Genomic DNA, 17460 nt, shown 5'->3' on the forward strand with positions numbered 1-17460 from the left:
GTCAGGCCAGTTCTTCCGGACTCGCGTCGCGCGCGCAGCGGAAGCCCGCGAAGATCTGCCGCCGGATCGGGTAGTCCCAGTTGCGGAACGTCGAGCGCACCGCCGCCTGGTCGCTGCCGAACGAGCCGCCGCGCAGCACCTTGTAGTCCGGCCCGAAGAAGACCTGCGAGTACTCCGCGTACGGGAACACCTCGAACCCGGTGTAGCCGTGGAAGTCCGAGCTGGTCCACTCCCAGACGTCACCGATCAGCTGGTGCACGCCCAGCGGCGACACGCCCGCCGGGTACGCGCCGACCGGCGCCGGGGACAGGTGCCGCTGGTTGAGGTTGGCGTGGGCCTCGGTCGGCTCCTCGTCGCCCCACGGGTAGCGCCGGGACCGGCCGGTCGCCGGGTCGAAGCGGGCCGCCTTCTCCCACTCCACCTCGGTGGGCAGCCGCTTGCCCGCCCACTTCGCGTACGCCTCGGCCTCGTAGTAGCAGACGTGGACGACCGGCTGGTCCGGGTCCAGCGGCGCGGTCACGCCGAAGGCCGTGCGGTACCACTGGTCGCCGTCGCGCTCCCAGAAGCGGGGTGCGACGAGACCGGCCTTCTGGACGTGCGCCCAGCCGGCCTCGGACCACCAGCGCGGGTCGGTGTACCCGCCGGCGGCGATGAACTCGGCGTAGGCGCGGTTGGTGACCGGGGTCGTGTCGATGAAGAACGGGTCGGTGAACGCCTGGTGCGCCGGGCGCTCGTTGTCCAGCGCCCACGCCTCGGTGGACGTGCCCATGGTGAACGGGCCGCCGGGCACCAGCACCTCGGCCGGCCCGACCGGGCCGCCGCGCGGCGGTGGCGGCGCGTCCAGCACCGGCGGTCCGACGCGCAGCTGGTGGGTGGCCAGCATGGTCTCGTCGTGCTGCTGCTCGTGCTGCACGATCATGCCGAACGCGAACCCGCCGTCCACGAGCCGGCGGCCCTCCAGCGGGCTGGTCTCCAGCACGTCGAAGACCTTCTCCCGCACCTGGGACACGTACCGGCGGGCCTCCGCCGGGCCCAGCAGCGGCAGCTCGGGGCGCACCGCGCGGGCGTGCTTGAACGCGTCGTACAGCTCGTCGATGTCCTGGCGCACCGGCTCGCGCCCGCCGACGTCGCGGACGAGCCACAGCTCCTCCTGGTTGCCGATGTGGGCGAGGTCCCACACCAGCGGCGACATGAGCTTGGAGTGCTGGCGCACGAGGTCGTGGTCGTCGACGGCGTCGGTGAGCAGCTTGCTGCGCTGCCGCGCCCGTTCCAGCTGCGCGGCGACGTGGTCGCGGACCTGCTCGGTCCCCCTGGTGAACTGGCTGGTCATGATCGGCCCCCTCCGGTCTTCTCAGCGAGCTGTCGGTGCAGGAGTTCTGCGATCGCGTCGGTCTGGCCGACGGACAGGTCCGTGCGGTGCAGCGCCGCGCAGCCCAGCTCGACCACGTCCCGCGCGGCACGGGCCAGGACCGGGTCGTCCAGGCCGTGGCGGGCGGCGGCGAGCCAGCGGTTGGCGGCGGTCTCGGTGGCCGCGAGGACGCCGTCCACCACGGACCGGTCGCTGAACAGCGCGGCCATCAGCACCACCGGCGGCAGCCACTGCCCGTCCGGCGGTGTGTCGAGGTAGCGGACCTCCAGGTAGCCGCGCGGGCGCACCGGCGGGAACTGGAGCGTCAGGTGGTAGTCGAGGTCGTCGGTGGTCGGTCGGGTCGGCAGGGCGCCGTCGATCCAGTCGGCGAAGGTGAGCGGGTGCGGCGGCAGCCAGTTCGGCCCCGGTCTGCGCACCACGATCACCGGCGAGTCCACCACGCGCCGCGCCCACGCCGCCGCCGGGTCGGCGCACACCGCCGCCGGCCGGGTGCGGACGGGGTCGGTCGCGTAGAGGCTGCGCATGCGGGCGCTGGCCCACTCGGTGCGCCGGCCGCCGACGCCGGGCGAGTTGGCGAACAACGCCATCAGCACGGGACCCAGCGCGTGCACGGCGGCCCAGCGCGCGGGCAGGTCTTCTTGGAGACCGAAGTCCAGGCACACCTGGAGCCCGGCCGTGCTGCACATCATCGTGAGGCCGTCGGGACCGCGTGGCGCGAAGGCCTGTTCCATGGCCGCGTACCGGGGCACTTGGAGCACCCGGCGCGGTGGTCGGTGGGGATCGGCGCCGCGGTGCCCGAGGACGAGGCCGTGGGGCTCCAGCAGGCGGGTGAGGTGGTCGACGTCGTCCGCGACGGTCTTGAGCAGCTCGGTGAGCGAGGTGCTCGGCGGGGTGGAGATCTCGACCTGGCCGCCCGGCTCGACCGTGAGCGGTGTGCCGCCGGGAAGCGGCTGCTGGGGGCTGTCGGGGACGAGCGTGGGAGGCGCGTGCTTGCCCAGAGCGGCGGCGAGTGCGGTCGCGTCGACGGGCTTGGTGTGGTCTTCTCGGTGGTGGACGGTCCATTCGATCTCGACTCCGAGCAGCCTCGGAGGCCCGTGCTTGAAGCAGACCGAAGCCACGTAGGCCTCGGCCTCCGCTCGGTCCCGGAACACCGCCGGGCTCGGCCCCGCGGGCGGGGTGTTACGGACAGCAGTCACCTTCGGTACTCCCCGTGATCAATCAGGTGTTTTCGACGCTACACGGGGGGACCGACAATCGCATGCCCGGAAACCCTTGCGGAACAAGGACAACCGCTGTTCGCGTGGTGTATTCGGGGCGTTTCGGACAGTGCCCGGGTTACCGGCGGGTAGCCCGTCTCGACGCGGCGATTGCCACCGGACGGCGGCCGGATCGCGCGCATGCCAGGCAGGAGGGGCGTCCGGAAGCCCGCGGCGTGGGGCGGCAGGCCTGCGCAATCACTCGGTCGAGTACACGACGTCCACGTGCAGCACCCGGTCGTTGTTCGGCGTGCCGTCCCGGTCCGTGGTCGTGGTGAGCCAGATGTCGCCGTCCCGGTCCACCTCCACCGTCCGCAGCCGCCCGTACGCGCCCTCGAAGTACGTCCGCTGGTCCACCAGGTTCGCCGACGCGTCGATCCGCAGCCGGTACACCCGCCGGCCGACCGTCGTGGCCACGAAGACGTGGTCGTCGACGATGGTCAGCCCGCTGGGCGAGGCGCTGGAGGTGGGCCACGTCGTCTTCGGCGGCACCGTGCCCGCGCACGAACCGGACGTGCCCTCGCACGCGGGCCAGCCGTAGTTGCCGCCCTTCTCGATCAGGTTGACCTCGTCCTGGCTGGAGGCGCCGAACTCCGACGCCCACAGCCGGCCCTTCGAGTCGAAGTCCAGGCCCTGCACGTTGCGGTGGCCGTAACTCCAGACGGCCTTGCCCGGGAACGGGTTGTCCGCCGGGATCGAGCCGTCGGGGTGGATGCGCAGGACCTTGCCCGCGTTGGTGCCGAGGTCCTGGGCGTTGGCGCCGTTCTGCGCGTCGCCGGTGGAGATGAACAGGTACCGGCCGTCCGGGCTGAACCGCAGCCGACCGCCGTTGTGGTAGCGGTTCTTGGGCACGCCCGACAGCAGGGTCGTCCAGCCGGTGAGGGTGTTGCCGGCGAGGGTGGCCCGCACGACCTGGTTGCCCGAGGACGCCGTGTGGTAGACGAACACGTGCCGGTCGGTGGCGAACGTCGGCGACACCTCCAGCCCCAGCACCCCGCCCTCACCGCCGGTGACCTGCGTGCCCGGGACCTTGCCGAGGTCGGTGCGGGTGCCCGATCCGGTGAGCCGGTAGACGGAGGAGGTCTCGCGTTCGGTGACCAGCGCGCTCCCGTCCGGCAGGAACGCCAGGCCCCACGGGATGTCGGTGGCGCCCAGGACGGTCGTGACCGGGCCGGGCTCGGGAGTGCCGGCCGCGTGCGCGGTCGCCGCGGTGACCAGGACGATCGCCGTGCACACGGCTGCCACTGTCCGCATCGCCTACCTCGCCGCCTCGCACGGACTCGCGAACACGCGCCGGGACTCCTCGACGTCCAGCGCGCACCACCGCAGCACCTCGACCACCGCCTGGAACCGCGCCACGACGTCCACCCGCTCGGACAACGTCTCCGCGTGCACCGCCGGACCGCCGACCGCGAAGGTCAGCAGGGTGAACGAGTGCCGCAGCTCCGGACGGCACCCGGCGGTGAACGGCACCAGCCGCACGTCGTCGCGCCGCGCCAGCGCCGCCAACTGGTCGTCGAGCACCTCCTGGTCGCCCGCCCACGCGTGCAGCACGGTCTCGTGCACGAAGAACTCGCTCGCGGGCGGCAGGTGGCGGTGCAGCACGTCGGCGCGGCCCGGGTCGTTGCCCAGCAACCGCGCGTACTCCGGTGTCTGGAGCAGTGCGGGCACCGCCAGGGTGTCGTAGGCGACGATCCGGGTGGCCCGGCGTTCGGCGGCGCGCAACGCGTCCGGCCCGTCGGGGTCGGCGAGGTCGTAGTGGGCGAGCCGGACGAGGTCGATCAGGTCGATCCCGCGCCGCACGTCCCCCTCGGTCGAGCGGCGGCCCAATCGCGCGAACCGGCTGATGTCCTTCATCACGGTGGGAGACCGTAGTGGCGCGTGACCAGGGGTTTCGACCCCGCGGCCGGAAGACCACCCCAAAGTGGACCCGACCAATCCGTACGTACTGATTGGATTTCCCGAGCCGCTCCTGGCAACATCGACCGGTGCCCAGGGTGAGCCAGGACCACCTCGATGCCCGCCGCCGCCAGATCCTGGACGGCGCTCGTGCGTGTTTCGCGCGCTACGGCTACGAAGGTGCCACCGTACGCCGTCTGGAAGAGGCTACCGGTCTGTCCAGGGGAGCGATCTTCCACCACTTCCGCGACAAGGAGTCCCTCTTCCTCGCGCTGGCCGAGGACGACGCGCTGCGCATGGCCGACGTGGTGGCCCAGCAAGGTCTCGTGCAGGTGATGCGCGACCTGCTGTCCGCGCCCGAACCCGACGCCGAGCACCCGGCCGACTGGTTGGGCACCCGGCTGGAGGTGTCGCGCCGGCTGCGCACGGACCCCGAGTTCCGGGGCCGGTGGGCCGAGCGGTCGCGGCAGCTCACCGACGCCACCCGGCAGCGCCTCGTGCGGCAGCGGGAGGCGGGCAACCTGCGCGACGACGTGGACATCGACGTGCTGACGTCGTTCCTGGAGCTGGTGCTGGAAGGGCTGGTGTCGCACCTGGCGATGGGCCTGCCCGCCGACGACCTGGAGCCCGTGCTGGACCTGGTCGAGGAGTCGGTCCGCCGGCACCGCCGTTCGGGGTCGTGAGCGTCTTCGGGCAGCACGGGGTCGCCCGGTACCTGCTGTCGGCGGGGCTGGCGCGGTTCGCCGACGAGATGGTCGGGGTGTCCGTGGTGCTGCTCGTGTTGGCGCGCACGGGGTCTTCGGTGTTGGCGGGCATGGTCGTCGCGGCCTACACGATCCCTTCGATCCTGTCCGGACCGTTCTTGGGGGCGTGGCTGGACCGGACGCGGCGGCCGGTGCTCGCGTTGGCGGGCAACCAGTTCGTGCTCGCGGTGGTCGCTTGTGGGCTGGTGGTGGTGTCGGCCCCGTGGGCGTTCGTCGGGTTGGCGTGCCTGGCGGGGGTCACGTTGCCGATGACCAGCGGCGGGTTCACCAGCCTGGTGCCGCGGTTGGCGTCCGACGTGCGGCGGTTGACGTCCTACGACGCCCTGCTGTTCAACTTCGCTTCGATCGGCGGGCCGGCGTTGTCCGGGGTGCTCGTGGCGGTGTGGGGCCCGGTGTCGGCGGTGCTGGTGCTGGCGGGTTTGGCCCTGCTGGGCGGTTTGTGCACGTTGACGTTGCGGGTGCCGACGACCGGTGGTGCGCACTCGTCGTTGCTGGGCGCGATGCGCAGCGGGCTGCGGCACCTCGTCACCACTCCCCCGCTGCGCGGCGCGACGCTGGCGTCGGTGGTGGCGTACGGGTCGATCGGGATGCTCGCGCCGACGCTGCCGGTGCACGTGGTGTCGCTCGGGTACGGCGAGGGCTTCACCGGGGTGGTGTGGGCGGTGCTGGAGGTCGGGTGCGTGGTCGGGCTGCTGGCGCTGCGCCGGTTCCTGCCGCGGTGGCGGCCCGAGCGGGTGGTGTTCGGCGCGGTCGCGTCGTTCGGGGTCGCGGTGGCGTGGTGGCCCCTCGCGTCGGGCGTGCCGGTGCTGGTGGGGTTGGTGCTCGTGGCGGGGTTCGCGCAAGGGCCGACGTTGACCTCGCTCATCACCGCCCGGCAGGTCTACACGCCGGCGGAATTGCTGGGGCAGGTGTCCACCACCGGGGCGAGCCTCAAGCTGGGCGGGTTCGCGATCGGTGCGGCGGTCGGCGGTGTGCTCGTCGTCCGGACGGGCCCGTCGACGGTGATCTTGCTGGTCGCGGGCGTGCACCTGCTCGCGGCGGCGCTGGGCGTGCTCGCCGCCCGGGCGTCGCAAGCCGTTCGGGTGACCCCATAGGATCACCTGCATGGCTGACCCGCGTCCTGCCGCACACGTGCACCGGGTGCGGGTGCGCCCGGTCGACTGCGACCGCCAGGGGATCGTGCACGCCTCCCGGTACCCGGTGTTCTTCGAGGCGGCGATGGTCGAGACGCTGCGCTCGCTGCTCGGCTCGTACAAGGAGCTGGAGAAGCACGGCATCGACTTCGTGATGGCCGAGACGTCGATCCGCTACCTCAGCCCCGCGCGGTTCGACGACCTGCTGCGCATCGCGGTGCGCGTCCGGACGCTCGGGACGACGACGCTGACCGTCGGCTTCGACGCGGACGTGGACGGCACCCCGGTCGCGACGGGCTGGAACCGGTACGTCTCCTTCGGCACCCCGGAGCTGCGCTCGACCCCCATCCCGGACGACTTCCGCCGCCTCTTCCAACCCCGCCGCCCGACCACCCGCGCCGCTGCCCCCTCCACCGACCGTTCGAGCGCGCCCCGGTCGAACACCGGCTCGGTCGGCGCGGGCACGGTCCAACGCCCCGGTTCGGCCGGACGCTCACCCAACCGCTAGCGATCGCTCGACCCGGCCGCCCTCGGCCAGGCCGTCCCGGTCACGTGGTCTCGGTGGCGATGGCGTGACAGGCGGCGAACCCGTCCGCCCGCGCCACGATCCGACCGTCCCGGACCCGCACGGCCACCTCGGTCTCGTCGCTGACCGCCGGCACACCCGCCGCCCTGGCCACCTCGCCCGTCTCGTCGCACACGACCCGCAGGTCCGGCCAGGTCGCCGGCGGGAACGCCTGGCGCAGCGGTCCGGTCAGCTGGGCGACGGTGAGGCGGGCCAGGGGTGCCAGCTCTTGGGGCGCGCCGGTCACCAGGACGACGGTCGTCTCCCCGTGCCGTGCGGCTTGTTCGACGGCGTCCAGGCGGTTGAGCCCGAGGACCGCCACCACGCCTTCGGCGGGTTCGTGCGGGGTGCCGCGGACCAGGTCGGTGGCCGGTGGCGGGTTCCAGGGTTCGTCGGTGCGGCGGACCGGGGGGCCGGAGGGTGGTGGGGCCCAGAAGTCGTTGATCGGGAGGTCGGCGAGCTGCTCGACCGCGGTGACCACGTCGTAGGGCTCCAGGAGGCCCGGTGCCGAGGCGGCCAGTTGGGTCGCTCCGAGGAGGGTGGTCAGGAGCGCGCGGGCGTGGCGGACGCGGCGGATCGGCGGGTCCGCGGGGTTCGGGTTCGGCGGGCGGAGGCGTTCGACGGCGAGGCCGAGCAGGAGCGCGTCCAGTCCCAGGAGCTGCGTGTAGGGGCGGCGGACGTCTTCGGCGAGCAACTCGGGGAGCAGGTCACGGCCCAGCCAGTCGTCGGCGGCCAGCGGCCGGACCCAGGCCAGGGCCAGTGCCCCGAAGGCGCGCCGGCCGGCGTTGTCCGCCACCTCGGCGGGCCGCTTGAGGGCGAACGCTCCCCCGTCCGGTCCGGGGTCGGCGAACCGGCCGCCGTCCACCGCCGGCGGGTACGCCTGCTCCGCGAGGTCGGCCAGCACCGCGAAGTACAGCGCCCGCTTCCCCGGGAAGTTGGAGTACACCGCACCCCGCGTCAGCCCGACCCGCTGCGCGATGGCGTCGACCTTGGCGTCCCGGAACCCGCGCTCGGCGAACTCCTCCCGAGCCGCCGCCAACACCTTCGCCCGGTTCCGCTCCTGGGTCTCCGCGCGCCGAGTCCGCACCCCCGCGACCCCACCGGCGTGCGCCTTCGGCCCTGCCGCCACAGCTCCTCCTTGCCCGATCGCCAAGATCACGATAACGTCCACACTCAGATGATGAGAGCATCTGAGTGAATCATCTGATCCGAACATCTGTCGGCGCCACCTGGAGGGACCCATGACCGTTGCCGAGATCGACCCGACCGACCCCGCCGTCCTGGCCGACCCGTTCACCGCGTACGGCAAAGCCAGGGAGGAAGGTCGGCTCGCCCGCATGCGACTGCCCGGCCTGGGCACCTTGTGGATCGCGACCCGGCACGAAGACGCCCGGGAGGTGCTCGGCGGCGGCAAGTTCGAGTTGACCGGTGAGAGCTTCATGCGACCACCCGGCATCCCGGAGCACTGCCACCGCTACCTGCGCACGATGGCCGAGATGGAAGGCGCCGAGCACCTGCGCCTCCGCACGCTCGCCGCACCCGCGTTCACCGCGAGCCGGGCACGGGCGTTCCGGTCGAGCATCGAGCGGATCGTCACCGACCTGCTCGACGCCCTGCCCGGTGCCGCTTCACCCGAGGGCGAAGTCGACCTCCTGGAGCACTTCGCCCGCCCGCTCCCCATGGACGTCATCTGCGAACTGGTGGGCATCCCGGTCGAGGACCGTCCACAGTGGAGGGAGTACGGCGTGGCCGTGGTCGGCGGGTTCGGGCCGGCGTTCGTGGACGCCGTCCCGCGCATCGTCGAGGGCGCACAGGCGGCCGTCGCGCGGCGCAAGGAGGACCCCGCCGACGACCTGATCTCCACGTTGCTCCAGGTCCGCGCCGAGGACGGCGACCGCCTGACCGACGACGAACTGGTCACGCTCGTGTGGCACCTGGTCCTGGCGGGCCAGACGCCGGCGAACCTCATCGGCAACGCGGTCGAGGTCCTGCTGACCCATCCCGAGCACCTGGCGGCACTGCGCGCCGACCCGTCCCTCATGCCCCGCGCGGTGGAGGAACTGACCCGCCTGGCCGGTCCGCAACTGCTGACCACGCCGAGGTTCGCGAAGGAGGACGTGACCTTCGACGACGTCACGGTGCGCAAGGGCGAACGGGTCAGCGTGGCGATCGTGTCGGCCAACCGCGACCCGAGGGCCTACACGGACCCGGACACCCTCGACCTGACCCGAACCGGCCCGAACCACCTCGGCTACGCCCACGGTCCACACTTCTGCCTCGGTGCCGCCTTCGCCCGGACCGAAACGGAGATCGCCCTGACGGCCCTGATCACCCGCTACCCCGACCTCGCCCTCGCCGGACAGCCGGAGCGCACCCCGGACGGCGGGACCTGGCGCCTGGCCACACTCCCGGTGGTGACGCTCGGGCACGGTCGCAGCGGGCGGAACTGATCGTTTCCGTCCTTGAGAGTTCGGCGGCCGGGGGTCACCGTGGTGGCATGTCGTCCGTGGTGAAGAACGCAACGTTGCTGTTCCTGGGGCGCACCATCGTCCGGGCGCAGGCCCTGCTCGGCGATCCCGCCGCCAAGTTGTTCGACATGAGCCCTTCCCGGGACCCCTACCCCGCCTACGAAGCGGTCCGCGCCCGGGGCACGCTCGTGAAGAGCCGCATGGGGCTCTACCTCACCGCCTCGCACGAGCTGTGCCTGGACCTGTTGCGCGACCCGGACTTCGGCACCCTCCCCGCCGGCGCCCTGTCCCCCGTCGACTCCGACGCGTACGTCGACGGAAGACGGCTGGTCAACCCGGTCGAGGAGTCCTTCCTGGTCCGCAACCCGCCCGACCACACCCGCCTGCGCCGGCTCGTCGCGCCCTGGTTCACCCCGAAGGGCCTGCGCGCACAGGCGGCCACGGTCGAGCGGGTGGTGGACGAATACCTCGACGACGCCGCGCGCAAGTCCACCTTCGACCTCGTCGGGGACTTCGCCGCGCGCGTCCCGATCCAGGTGATCGCCGACCTGCTCGGCGTGCCGGGCGCGGACCACCAGGCGTTCGCCCGCTGGGGCAGCGCCCTGGTCAACGCGCTCGACGGCGTCCGGGACATGGGCGAGATGCGCGCGCTGCACCGGGGTCTGCGCGAGTTCGAGGCGTTCCTGGACGACCTGGTCGAGCACCGCCGCGAGAGTCCGGGCGACGACATCGTCAGCGCCCTGGTCGCGCACGACGACCTGTCCCGCGAGGACCTCATCGCGACCACCGAGCTCCTGCTGGTCGCGGGGTTCGAGACGACGGTGAACCTGATCGGCAACGCGGTCCTGGCCGTCCTCGCACATCCGCAGGTCCGGGCGCGCCTCGTCGAAGACCCGACCTACGCCGACGCCGTGGTCGAGGAGACGCTGCGGTTGGACCCGCCCGTCCAGTACACGGTCCGCGTGCCGTTCAAGTCGACCCGGGTCGCGGGCACGTGGATCCCGAAGGGCACGCCGATCATGCTCATGCTGGCCGCCGCGAACCGCGACCCGGCCGTGTTCGCCGACCCGCACCGCTTCGACCCGGGCCGCGCGGACGGGCGGGAGCACCTGGCGTTCTCGTCGGGCATCCACTACTGCCTGGGCGCGGGCCTGGCGCGGATGGAGGCGGCGGCGGCGTTGCGCGGGCTGTTCGGGCGGTTCCCGGATCTGCGCGCGGCGGGCCGGGTGCGGCGGCGGCCGTCGCGGGTGATCCGGGGCGCGGCCCGCTTCCCCGTCCACGCGGGAACGACGAAACACCACACGATGGTGGAGAACATCAGCTGAACCACAGGTTTCTGCGGCATGCTTGACTGCGCGTGGGCGACCCGCCGCACCGCCGCCGCGGCGGGTCGCCCACGTTTTCCGCACCATTGCGGAAAACGACTGTGCCCGTTCGGCAATCAGTCCACGCCGTGCATCAGCTTCCGGATGTTCTTCGTGCCGGCCGCCAGCAGCAGGCCCAATGCGATCGACACGCCGCCCAGCACGCCGAAGTACGCCACCGCGTTCTCGTCGCTGTAGAACCGGACCACGATCGCGCCCACGCCCTGGCCCGCCGCCGACGCCAGGAACCACAGGCCCATGGTCTGCGACGCGAACGCGCGCGGCGCGAGCTTGGTGGTCACCGACAACCCGACCGGCGAGAGCAGCAGCTCACCGGACGTCATCACCGCGTACATGGCGATGATCCACAGGAACGACGCCCGCACCGCCGGGTCGCCCTGGCTGGCGACCATCATCAGCACGTACGACAACCCCACCAGCAGCAACGCGTACGCGAACTTGCGCGGCGTGGACGGCTGGCGCTTGCCCAGCTTCACCCACAGCAGCGCGAACAGCGGCGCGAACAGGATGATCATGACCGGGTTGATGGACTGGATGAACGACGGCGGCACGTCGAAGCCCAGGAAGTGCCGGTCCAGCCGGGTGTCGGCGAAGGCCGCGATCACCGTCGCGCTCTGCTCGAACAGCAGCCAGAACATGGCCGCCGCGATGAACAGCGGGATGTAGGCGGTCAGCCGGGACCGTTCCACGGACGTGGTCTTGGGGCTGCGCATCATCACCACGAAGTAGCCGATGGGCAGCACCACGGACGCGGCGCTGATCAGGTTGATCACGCCCTCCGCGCCCACCAGCCCGGTCAGCACCAGCGCCGCCACCACGGCCACCGCGCCCAGCGAGAACCCGACGATCCGCCCGATCAGCGCACCGCGCTCGGACGCGGGCAGCGGGTTGGGCGGGACCAGGGCCGAGTCGCCGAGGTTGCGCCGCCCGAAGCGGTAGGCGATCAGGCCCAGCGCCATGCCGACGGCCGCCGCGCCGAAGCCGAAGTGCCAGTCGACCTCCTCGCCCAGCCACCCGCACACCAGCGGCGCGAGGAAGCCGCCGAGGTTGATGCCCATGTAGAAGATCGTGAAGCCGGAGTCGCGGCGCGGGTCGTCGGCCGCGTAGAGCCCACCGACCACGGTGGAGATGTTCGGCTTGAGCAGGCCAGTGCCCAGCACGATCAGGATCAGGCCCGTGTACACGCCGGCGACGCCGATGGGCAGCGCGAGCGCGATGTGGCCGAACATGATCAGCACGCCGCCGTAGAACACCGCCCGCTGCCCGCCCAGCACGCGGTCGGCCAGCCAGCCGCCGGCCACGCCGGACATGTAGACCGAGGCGCCGTAGATGGCGACCAGGGACAGGGCGAAGCTCTTGTCCAGGCCCAGCGCGCCCTCAGCCGTCGAGCGGTAGAGGTAGTAGGCGAGGATGGCCTTCATGCCGTAGTAGGAGAAGCGCTCCCACAGTTCGGCGAAGAACAGCGTCGACAGTCCTCGGGGATGCCCGAAGAAGCCGCGCTGCGGAGTGGAAACCGCGCTCGTGGCGCTCACTGGTTCCTCCTGCTGGTGTCAACGATGTCACCCCGGCGTTCCGGGTCACGTTACGCCGTACGGACGTACTGCAAGAAACCGAGAAGCCCCCAGGTGGCCTAACGCACAGCTTCGGAGTGCGATCCCGGTCAAGGTTTGGTGCACTCGGGGGGTGGATCTGATCGAGGCTCACGGACGCGCGATGACGGAGTTCGACTCGCGGGTGCGCCGGGTGCGCCCCGACCACTGGGACCTGGGTACCCCGTGCAAGGAGTGGTCGGTCCACGACCTGGTGAACCACCTCGTGTACGAGCAGCTGTGGGCGCCGGAACTGCTGGCCGGCTGCACGGTGGAGCAGGTCGGCGACCGGTTCGACGGCGACCAGCTCGGCGAGGACCCGCTGCACACGTGGGTGGTGGCCGCGGCGGCGGCGCGCGAGGCGTGGATCGAACCGGGGGCGCTGGCCAAGACCGTGCACGTCAGCTGGGGCCGGATCCCGGCGACCGAGTACTGCTGGCAGATGACGCTCGACCTCGGCGTGCACGCCTGGGACCTGGCGCGGGCGATCGGCGTGGACGACCGGCTCGATCCCGACCTCGCGCACACGCTGCTGGAGTACGCGCAGGCCAACGCCGGTTCCTACGCCGAGACCGGGCTGTTCGACGCCCCCGTGCCGGTGCCCGACGACGCCGACGACCAGAGCAAGCTCGTGGCGTTGCTGGGTCGGACGCCGTGACGGGCGCGGCTGGGCGGACAGAGCTGAGATCCCCGGTTCTTGTCGTGGGGGAAACCTGTCGGAGGCTTCCCCCACGACCTGTTCCTTGACCCCGAGCGGGGCGTCCCGGTGGCCAAGTCCTCGCCCGAACCCGGTTGTGCGCGCGTCCCGCTCCACGAATCTCCCCGCATTCGCGGAGCGGGACGCGCCTCCCCCTGTGGTGTGTGCTCAAGTCCCCGACTCCTCGGGCACACCAGCAGTGTCAGCCCGCGGGCGTTGTCCGGTGTCGGCGACCGGACGACTGACAACGATCGCCTGACAACGACGTCCGAGACGACCGCGCGGTGGACAAGGGGAAAAGCGCAGGTGACAGGCTCAGGGGCCGCTGATGCCCGGGGTCCAGCTCTCCGGCACGCCGCTCTCGGTCAGCACCAGCTGCCAGTCGGCGAACCCCTCGGGCGCGCCCGGCTGCCACGGGAAGACGCCGTCGACGGTCGGGATGAGGATCTGCACGGCGGCGAAGTCGCCCTTGCCGTAGAGCAGGAACGCGCTGCCGAAGAACTCGGGGTAGAACCCCTTGAAGACGCGCTCGAACGTGATCGGCACGTTGTCGAAGAAGTCGAAGTACAGCTTGCCGGGCACGAACCGCTCACCCCGGCTGGCCCGGTCCACGTAGCTGCGGATGAGCACTTCGGCGATGTCGGTGGGCAGGCCCAGCACGACCGCTTCGGCCACGCCGAACCGCCGCCAGGCCCCCACGGAGAACGAGTAGCCCGCGCCCTCGCGGTCGGCGGCGACGTTGACCACCGCGTGCCCGTGCCGTTCGGCCTGGTCGAACAGCCACTCCCGCAGCTGTGATTCTTGAGGGCTCGTCACGTCGGCCATCCTGCCCAACCGCGTGTGACCCCTGCGTACGGTCCGTCAGGGGTCACACGCGGCTTCGGCTTCACGCGTTCTACGCGTCGACCTCGGCCATGACGTCGTCGGAGACGTCGAAGTTGGCGAAGACGTTCTGCACGTCGTCGCAGTCCTCCAGGGCGTCGATCAGCTTGAAGATCTTCCGCGCGCCTTCGGCTTCCAGCTGCACGGTGACCGACGGGAGGAAGTTCGCCTCGGCGCTCTCGTAGTCGTAGCCGGCGTCCTGGAGGGCGGTGCGGACGGCGACCATGTCGCTCGCCTCGCTGACCACCTCGTAGCTCTCGCCGAGGTCGTTGACCTCCTCGGCACCCGCGTCCAGGACGGCCATCAGGACGTCGTCCTCGGACAGGCCGTTCTTCGGCACGATCACGACGCCCTTGCGCGTGAACATGTAGGCCACCGAACCCGGGTCGGCCATGTTGCCGCCGTTGCGGGTCATGGCGGTGCGCACCTCGGACGCCGCGCGGTTGCGGTTGTCGGTGAGGCACTCGACCAGGACGGCGACGCCGTTGGGGCCGTAGCCCTCGTACATGATCGTCTGCCAGTCCGCGCCACCGGCTTCCTCGCCCGCGCCGCGCTTGCGGGCGCGCTCGATGTTGTCCAGCGGCACCGAGTTCTTGCGCGCCTTCTGGATGGCGTCGTACAGCGTCGGGTTGCCGTCCGGGTCACCCCCGCCGGTGCGCGCGGCGACCTCGATGTTCTTGATGAGCTTGGCGAACAGCTTGCCGCGCTTGGCGTCGAGGGCGGCCTTCTTGTGCTTAGTGGTGGCCCACTTGGAGTGGCCGCTCATCAAAATCCTCCGTCGATTTACTCTGCCGTACTCAGCCCTGCTCAGCTCGCCGAGCGGACCATGTCCACGAACAGGCGGTGCACGCGTCCGTCACCGGTCAGTTCCGGGTGGAACGAGGTGGCGAGCACGTGCCCCTGCCGAACCGCGACGATCCTACCGGCGGCCTCTCCGGCTTCGGCGGATTCGGGAACCCTGGCGAGCACTTCCACGCCTTCCCCGACACTTTCCACCCACGGGGCGCGGATGAACACGGCGTGCACGGGACCGACCTCGGTGAAGTCCAGTTCCGCCTCGAACGAATCCACCTGCCGCCCGAACGCGTTGCGCCGGACGACGATGTCGAGGCCGCCGAGCTGGTGCTGGTCGGGGCGGCCGTCGAGGACCTGGTCGGCGAGCAGGATCATGCCCGCGCAGGAGCCGTAGGCCGGCATCCCGTCCTTGATGCGCTGGCGGAGCGGTTCGAGCAGCTCGAAGGTCTCCAGCAGCCGGCTGATGGTCGTCGACTCGCCACCGGGCAGCACCACCCCGTCGACCTCGGCGAGCTCCTCGGGACGGCGGATGGGACGGGCGAGCACGTCGGCCTCGGCGAGGGAGACGAGGTGCTCACGGACGTCGCCCTGGAGGGCGAGGACACCGACGACGGACACGACTGGACTTCCTCCTTGTGCGCTGCCCACCAGCCTAGCTGGCGCGGCGTGAGCGCCCCTCACCAGGCGCGATCCGCCGGCCTCCGGCCCCCGAGTCGATCATCCCACGAGCCACCGACATTTCCCGGCCGGCACGTCCGGCAGGTGCGGTGCGGGCGCGACGGCCACGAGCAGCGCTGCGGGCGGCAGGCGCGGCGGCGCGGGGGCGGCAGGGGTGACGGGTGGCGGGGGGCGGGGGCGGCAGCGGCAGGCGCGGCAGCGGCAGGCGCGGCAGCGGCAGGCGCGGCAGCGGCAGGCGCGGCAGCGGCAGGCGCGGCAGCGGCAGGCGCGGCAGCGGCAGGCGCGGCAGCGGCAGGCGCGGCAGCGGCAGGCGCGGCAGCGGCAGGCGCGGCAGCGGCAGGCGCGGCAGCGGCAGGCGCGGCAGCGGCAGGCGCGGCAGCGGCAGGCGCGGCAGCGGCAGGCGCGGCAGCGGCGGGGGCGGGGATGGGGGCGGCGGGGGTGGCGGGTGATCAGGGTGGGAAAGGCAGGCGGCCGGGCCGGAGTGAGGGCTCGTGGCGCTCGTCCGGACCGGCCGCCCGATGTTCCCGCGGCGGGTGAGGTGCTAGTCGCTCGCCGCGACCCGTTCCTCGGCCTGGTGGGCCGACGAACGACGGGACTTGACGGCTCGCCAGCCGACCGCGAGGACGACCGCGAGCACGGGGATGGACCAGAACGCGATGCGTTCAGCGGTTCCGGCGAAGGCCATCAGCACGATGACCAGCGCGAGGAACCCCAGAGTGGCGTAGCCCGTGTAAGGCGCACCGGGCATCCGGTAAGACGGCCGCTCGACCTCACCGCGCAACGCCGCCTTCCGCAACCGCAACTGGCACAAGATCAACGTAGCCCATGTCGCCACCACACCCAAAGACGCGATGGCGATCGCGATGTCGAACGCCTCCTTGGGCACGACGTAGTTCAGGACCACACCCGCCAGGTAAGCCACGGACGTGAACAGGATCCCGCCGTAAGGCACGTGCCGGGCACTCATCCGCCCGGTGAACGCGGGTGCCTCGCCCTTCTGCGCCAGCGACCGCAGGATTCGCCCGGTCGAGTACAACCCCGAGTTGCACGACGACAACGCGGCCGTCAGCACCACGGCGTTCATCACGTCACCCACACCGGCGATGCCCAGCGCCGAGAACACCGTGACGAACGGGCTCTCCGCCCCGCTGTACAGGTTCCACGGCAGCAGCATCGCCAGCAGCAGCACCGACCCGACGTAGAAGACGCCGATCCGGTACACCACGCCGTTGATCGCCTTCGGCATGACGCCCCGCGGGTTCGCGGTCTCGCCGGCCGCGATGCCGACCAGTTCGATGGCCGAGTACGCGAAGATCACGGCCTGCAGCGTCATCAGCGCGATGCCCACCCCGGCCGGGAACATGCCCCCGTTGCCGACCAGGTTGTGCACGCCCGCCTGGTGCCCGCCGACGTCGGCGCTGCCGATGACCAGCGCCGCGCCGGTGAACAGGAACACCACGATCGCGGTGACCTTGATGACGCTGAACCAGAACTCCAGTTCGCCGAACAGCTTCACCGACAACAGGTTGATCGCCACGAGTGCGCCCAGCGCGATCAGCGCGGTCACCCACTGCGGCAGGTCGGGCAGCCAGCGGTGAACGTAGATCGCCACCGCGGTGATCTCGGCGATGCCGGTCATCGCCCAGTTCACCCAGTACATCCAGCCCGAGGTGAATCCCGCCCACGGGCCGATGAACTCGCGGGCGTATTCCACGAAACTGCCGGCGGTCGGCCGGTGCAGCACCAATTCGCCGAGCGCGCGCATCACGAAGAAAGCCGCGATGCCGCACGCCGCGTACGAGAACACCAGCGACGGCCCGGCCTGGGCGAGTCTCCCGCCCGCGCCCAGGAACAGGCCGACGCCGATGGCGCCACCGATGGCGATCATCTGGACTTGACGCTTCGACAGCGCTTTGGTGTAGCCGTCGGCGTCCGGCTCCATTGCCATCTGCTCATTCATGGTGGCCGGACGTTAGCGGT

Annotated in this window: 17 protein-coding genes; 7 read left to right on the top strand and 10 right to left on the bottom strand. The window is 71.6% G+C overall.

From position 1 onward, the window contains the following. Position 1 precedes the first annotated feature (1 nt). The 4 genes from egtB to DFJ66_RS07860 form a co-directional block, all read right to left on the bottom strand. A complete protein-coding gene (egtB, locus tag DFJ66_RS07845) occupies positions 2–1330 on the bottom strand; it encodes an ergothioneine biosynthesis protein EgtB (RefSeq protein WP_121219368.1) in 1329 nt (442 codons plus the stop codon). Beyond that, complete coding sequence (locus DFJ66_RS07850) at positions 1327–2565, bottom strand: glutamate-cysteine ligase family protein (protein ID WP_121219371.1); 1239 nt, start codon at positions 2563–2565, stop codon at positions 1327–1329. Before DFJ66_RS07850 ends, egtB begins: the two co-directional genes overlap by 4 nt. A gap of 258 nt (positions 2566–2823) precedes the next feature. After that, the gene (locus tag DFJ66_RS07855) at positions 2824–3879 is read right to left on the bottom strand and encodes a PQQ-dependent sugar dehydrogenase (protein ID WP_121219373.1); all 1056 of its coding nucleotides are present in this window, start codon (positions 3877–3879) and stop codon (positions 2824–2826) included. A 3-nt stretch (positions 3880–3882) separates the two neighbouring features. Then, positions 3883–4482, bottom strand: coding sequence for a DUF5753 domain-containing protein (locus DFJ66_RS07860; protein WP_121219375.1), 600 nt, complete (start codon positions 4480–4482; stop codon positions 3883–3885). A 131-nt stretch (positions 4483–4613) separates the two neighbouring features. Here DFJ66_RS07860 and DFJ66_RS07865 point away from each other — a divergent pair, with 131 nt between their 5' ends. The 3 genes from DFJ66_RS07865 to DFJ66_RS07875 are packed head-to-tail and all read left to right on the top strand — an operon-like array spanning position 4614 to position 6929. After that, positions 4614–5207 (top strand): TetR/AcrR family transcriptional regulator, encoded by a 594-nt coding sequence (locus DFJ66_RS07865; RefSeq protein ID WP_121219377.1) that lies wholly within the window; start codon positions 4614–4616, stop codon positions 5205–5207. Then, positions 5204–6382 carry an MFS transporter gene (locus DFJ66_RS07870; RefSeq protein WP_246029630.1) on the top strand — a complete coding sequence of 393 codons (1179 nt, stop codon included), beginning with the start codon at positions 5204–5206 and terminating at the stop codon, positions 6380–6382. Before DFJ66_RS07865 ends, DFJ66_RS07870 begins: the two co-directional genes overlap by 4 nt. Positions 6383–6392: 10 nt before the next feature. After that, positions 6393–6929, top strand: a complete 537-nt coding sequence (locus DFJ66_RS07875) for an acyl-CoA thioesterase (protein WP_246029631.1) — start codon at positions 6393–6395, stop codon at positions 6927–6929. 40 nt (positions 6930–6969) lie between these two features. Here DFJ66_RS07875 and DFJ66_RS07880 read toward each other — a convergent pair whose 3' ends face one another. Further along, a complete protein-coding gene (locus DFJ66_RS07880; protein ID WP_246029632.1) occupies positions 6970–8115 on the bottom strand; it encodes a TetR/AcrR family transcriptional regulator in 1146 nt (381 codons plus the stop codon). A gap of 112 nt (positions 8116–8227) precedes the next feature. Between DFJ66_RS07880 and DFJ66_RS07885 the strand changes: the two genes are divergently transcribed. Together DFJ66_RS07885 and DFJ66_RS07890 are read left to right on the top strand one after the other, a co-directional pair. After that, positions 8228–9436, top strand: coding sequence for a cytochrome P450 family protein (locus tag DFJ66_RS07885; protein WP_121219382.1), 1209 nt, complete (start codon positions 8228–8230; stop codon positions 9434–9436). 47 nt (positions 9437–9483) lie between these two features. Further along, entirely contained in the window at positions 9484–10779 is a 1296-nt protein-coding gene (locus DFJ66_RS07890) for a cytochrome P450 (protein WP_121219384.1), read from the top strand. A 116-nt stretch (positions 10780–10895) separates the two neighbouring features. Here DFJ66_RS07890 and DFJ66_RS07895 read toward each other — a convergent pair whose 3' ends face one another. Next, positions 10896–12371 (bottom strand): peptide MFS transporter, encoded by a 1476-nt coding sequence (locus DFJ66_RS07895; protein WP_121219386.1) that lies wholly within the window; start codon positions 12369–12371, stop codon positions 10896–10898. A gap of 181 nt (positions 12372–12552) precedes the next feature. Here DFJ66_RS07895 and DFJ66_RS07900 point away from each other — a divergent pair, with 181 nt between their 5' ends. Then, positions 12553–13086 (top strand): TIGR03086 family metal-binding protein, encoded by a 534-nt coding sequence (locus DFJ66_RS07900; protein ID WP_121230834.1) that lies wholly within the window; start codon positions 12553–12555, stop codon positions 13084–13086. Between the two features lie 354 nt (positions 13087–13440). On the opposite strand, the gene DFJ66_RS07905 is transcribed toward DFJ66_RS07900, so the two are convergent. The 3 genes from DFJ66_RS07905 to pdxT form a co-directional block, all read right to left on the bottom strand. Further along, positions 13441–13950 (bottom strand): DUF4262 domain-containing protein, encoded by a 510-nt coding sequence (locus DFJ66_RS07905; RefSeq protein WP_121219388.1) that lies wholly within the window; start codon positions 13948–13950, stop codon positions 13441–13443. Positions 13951–14020: 70 nt separating this feature from the next. Continuing rightward, positions 14021–14773, bottom strand: coding sequence for a YebC/PmpR family DNA-binding transcriptional regulator (locus DFJ66_RS07910; protein ID WP_121219390.1), 753 nt, complete (start codon positions 14771–14773; stop codon positions 14021–14023). Between the two features lie 41 nt (positions 14774–14814). Continuing rightward, on the bottom strand, positions 14815–15420 hold the full coding sequence (gene pdxT / locus DFJ66_RS07915; RefSeq protein ID WP_121219392.1) for a pyridoxal 5'-phosphate synthase glutaminase subunit PdxT: 606 nt from the start codon (positions 15418–15420) through the stop codon (positions 14815–14817). Between the two features lie 221 nt (positions 15421–15641). Here pdxT and DFJ66_RS43365 point away from each other — a divergent pair, with 221 nt between their 5' ends. Next, positions 15642–15929, top strand: a complete 288-nt coding sequence (locus DFJ66_RS43365; protein ID WP_211351024.1) for a hypothetical protein — start codon at positions 15642–15644, stop codon at positions 15927–15929. 92 nt (positions 15930–16021) lie between these two features. Here DFJ66_RS43365 and DFJ66_RS07930 read toward each other — a convergent pair whose 3' ends face one another. Further along, positions 16022–17440 (bottom strand): amino acid permease, encoded by a 1419-nt coding sequence (locus DFJ66_RS07930; RefSeq protein ID WP_170199193.1) that lies wholly within the window; start codon positions 17438–17440, stop codon positions 16022–16024. Positions 17441–17460 lie beyond the last annotated feature (20 nt).

It is taken from the genome of Saccharothrix variisporea, assembly GCF_003634995.1.
Lineage (GTDB): Bacteria > Actinomycetota > Actinomycetes > Mycobacteriales > Pseudonocardiaceae > Actinosynnema > Actinosynnema variisporeum.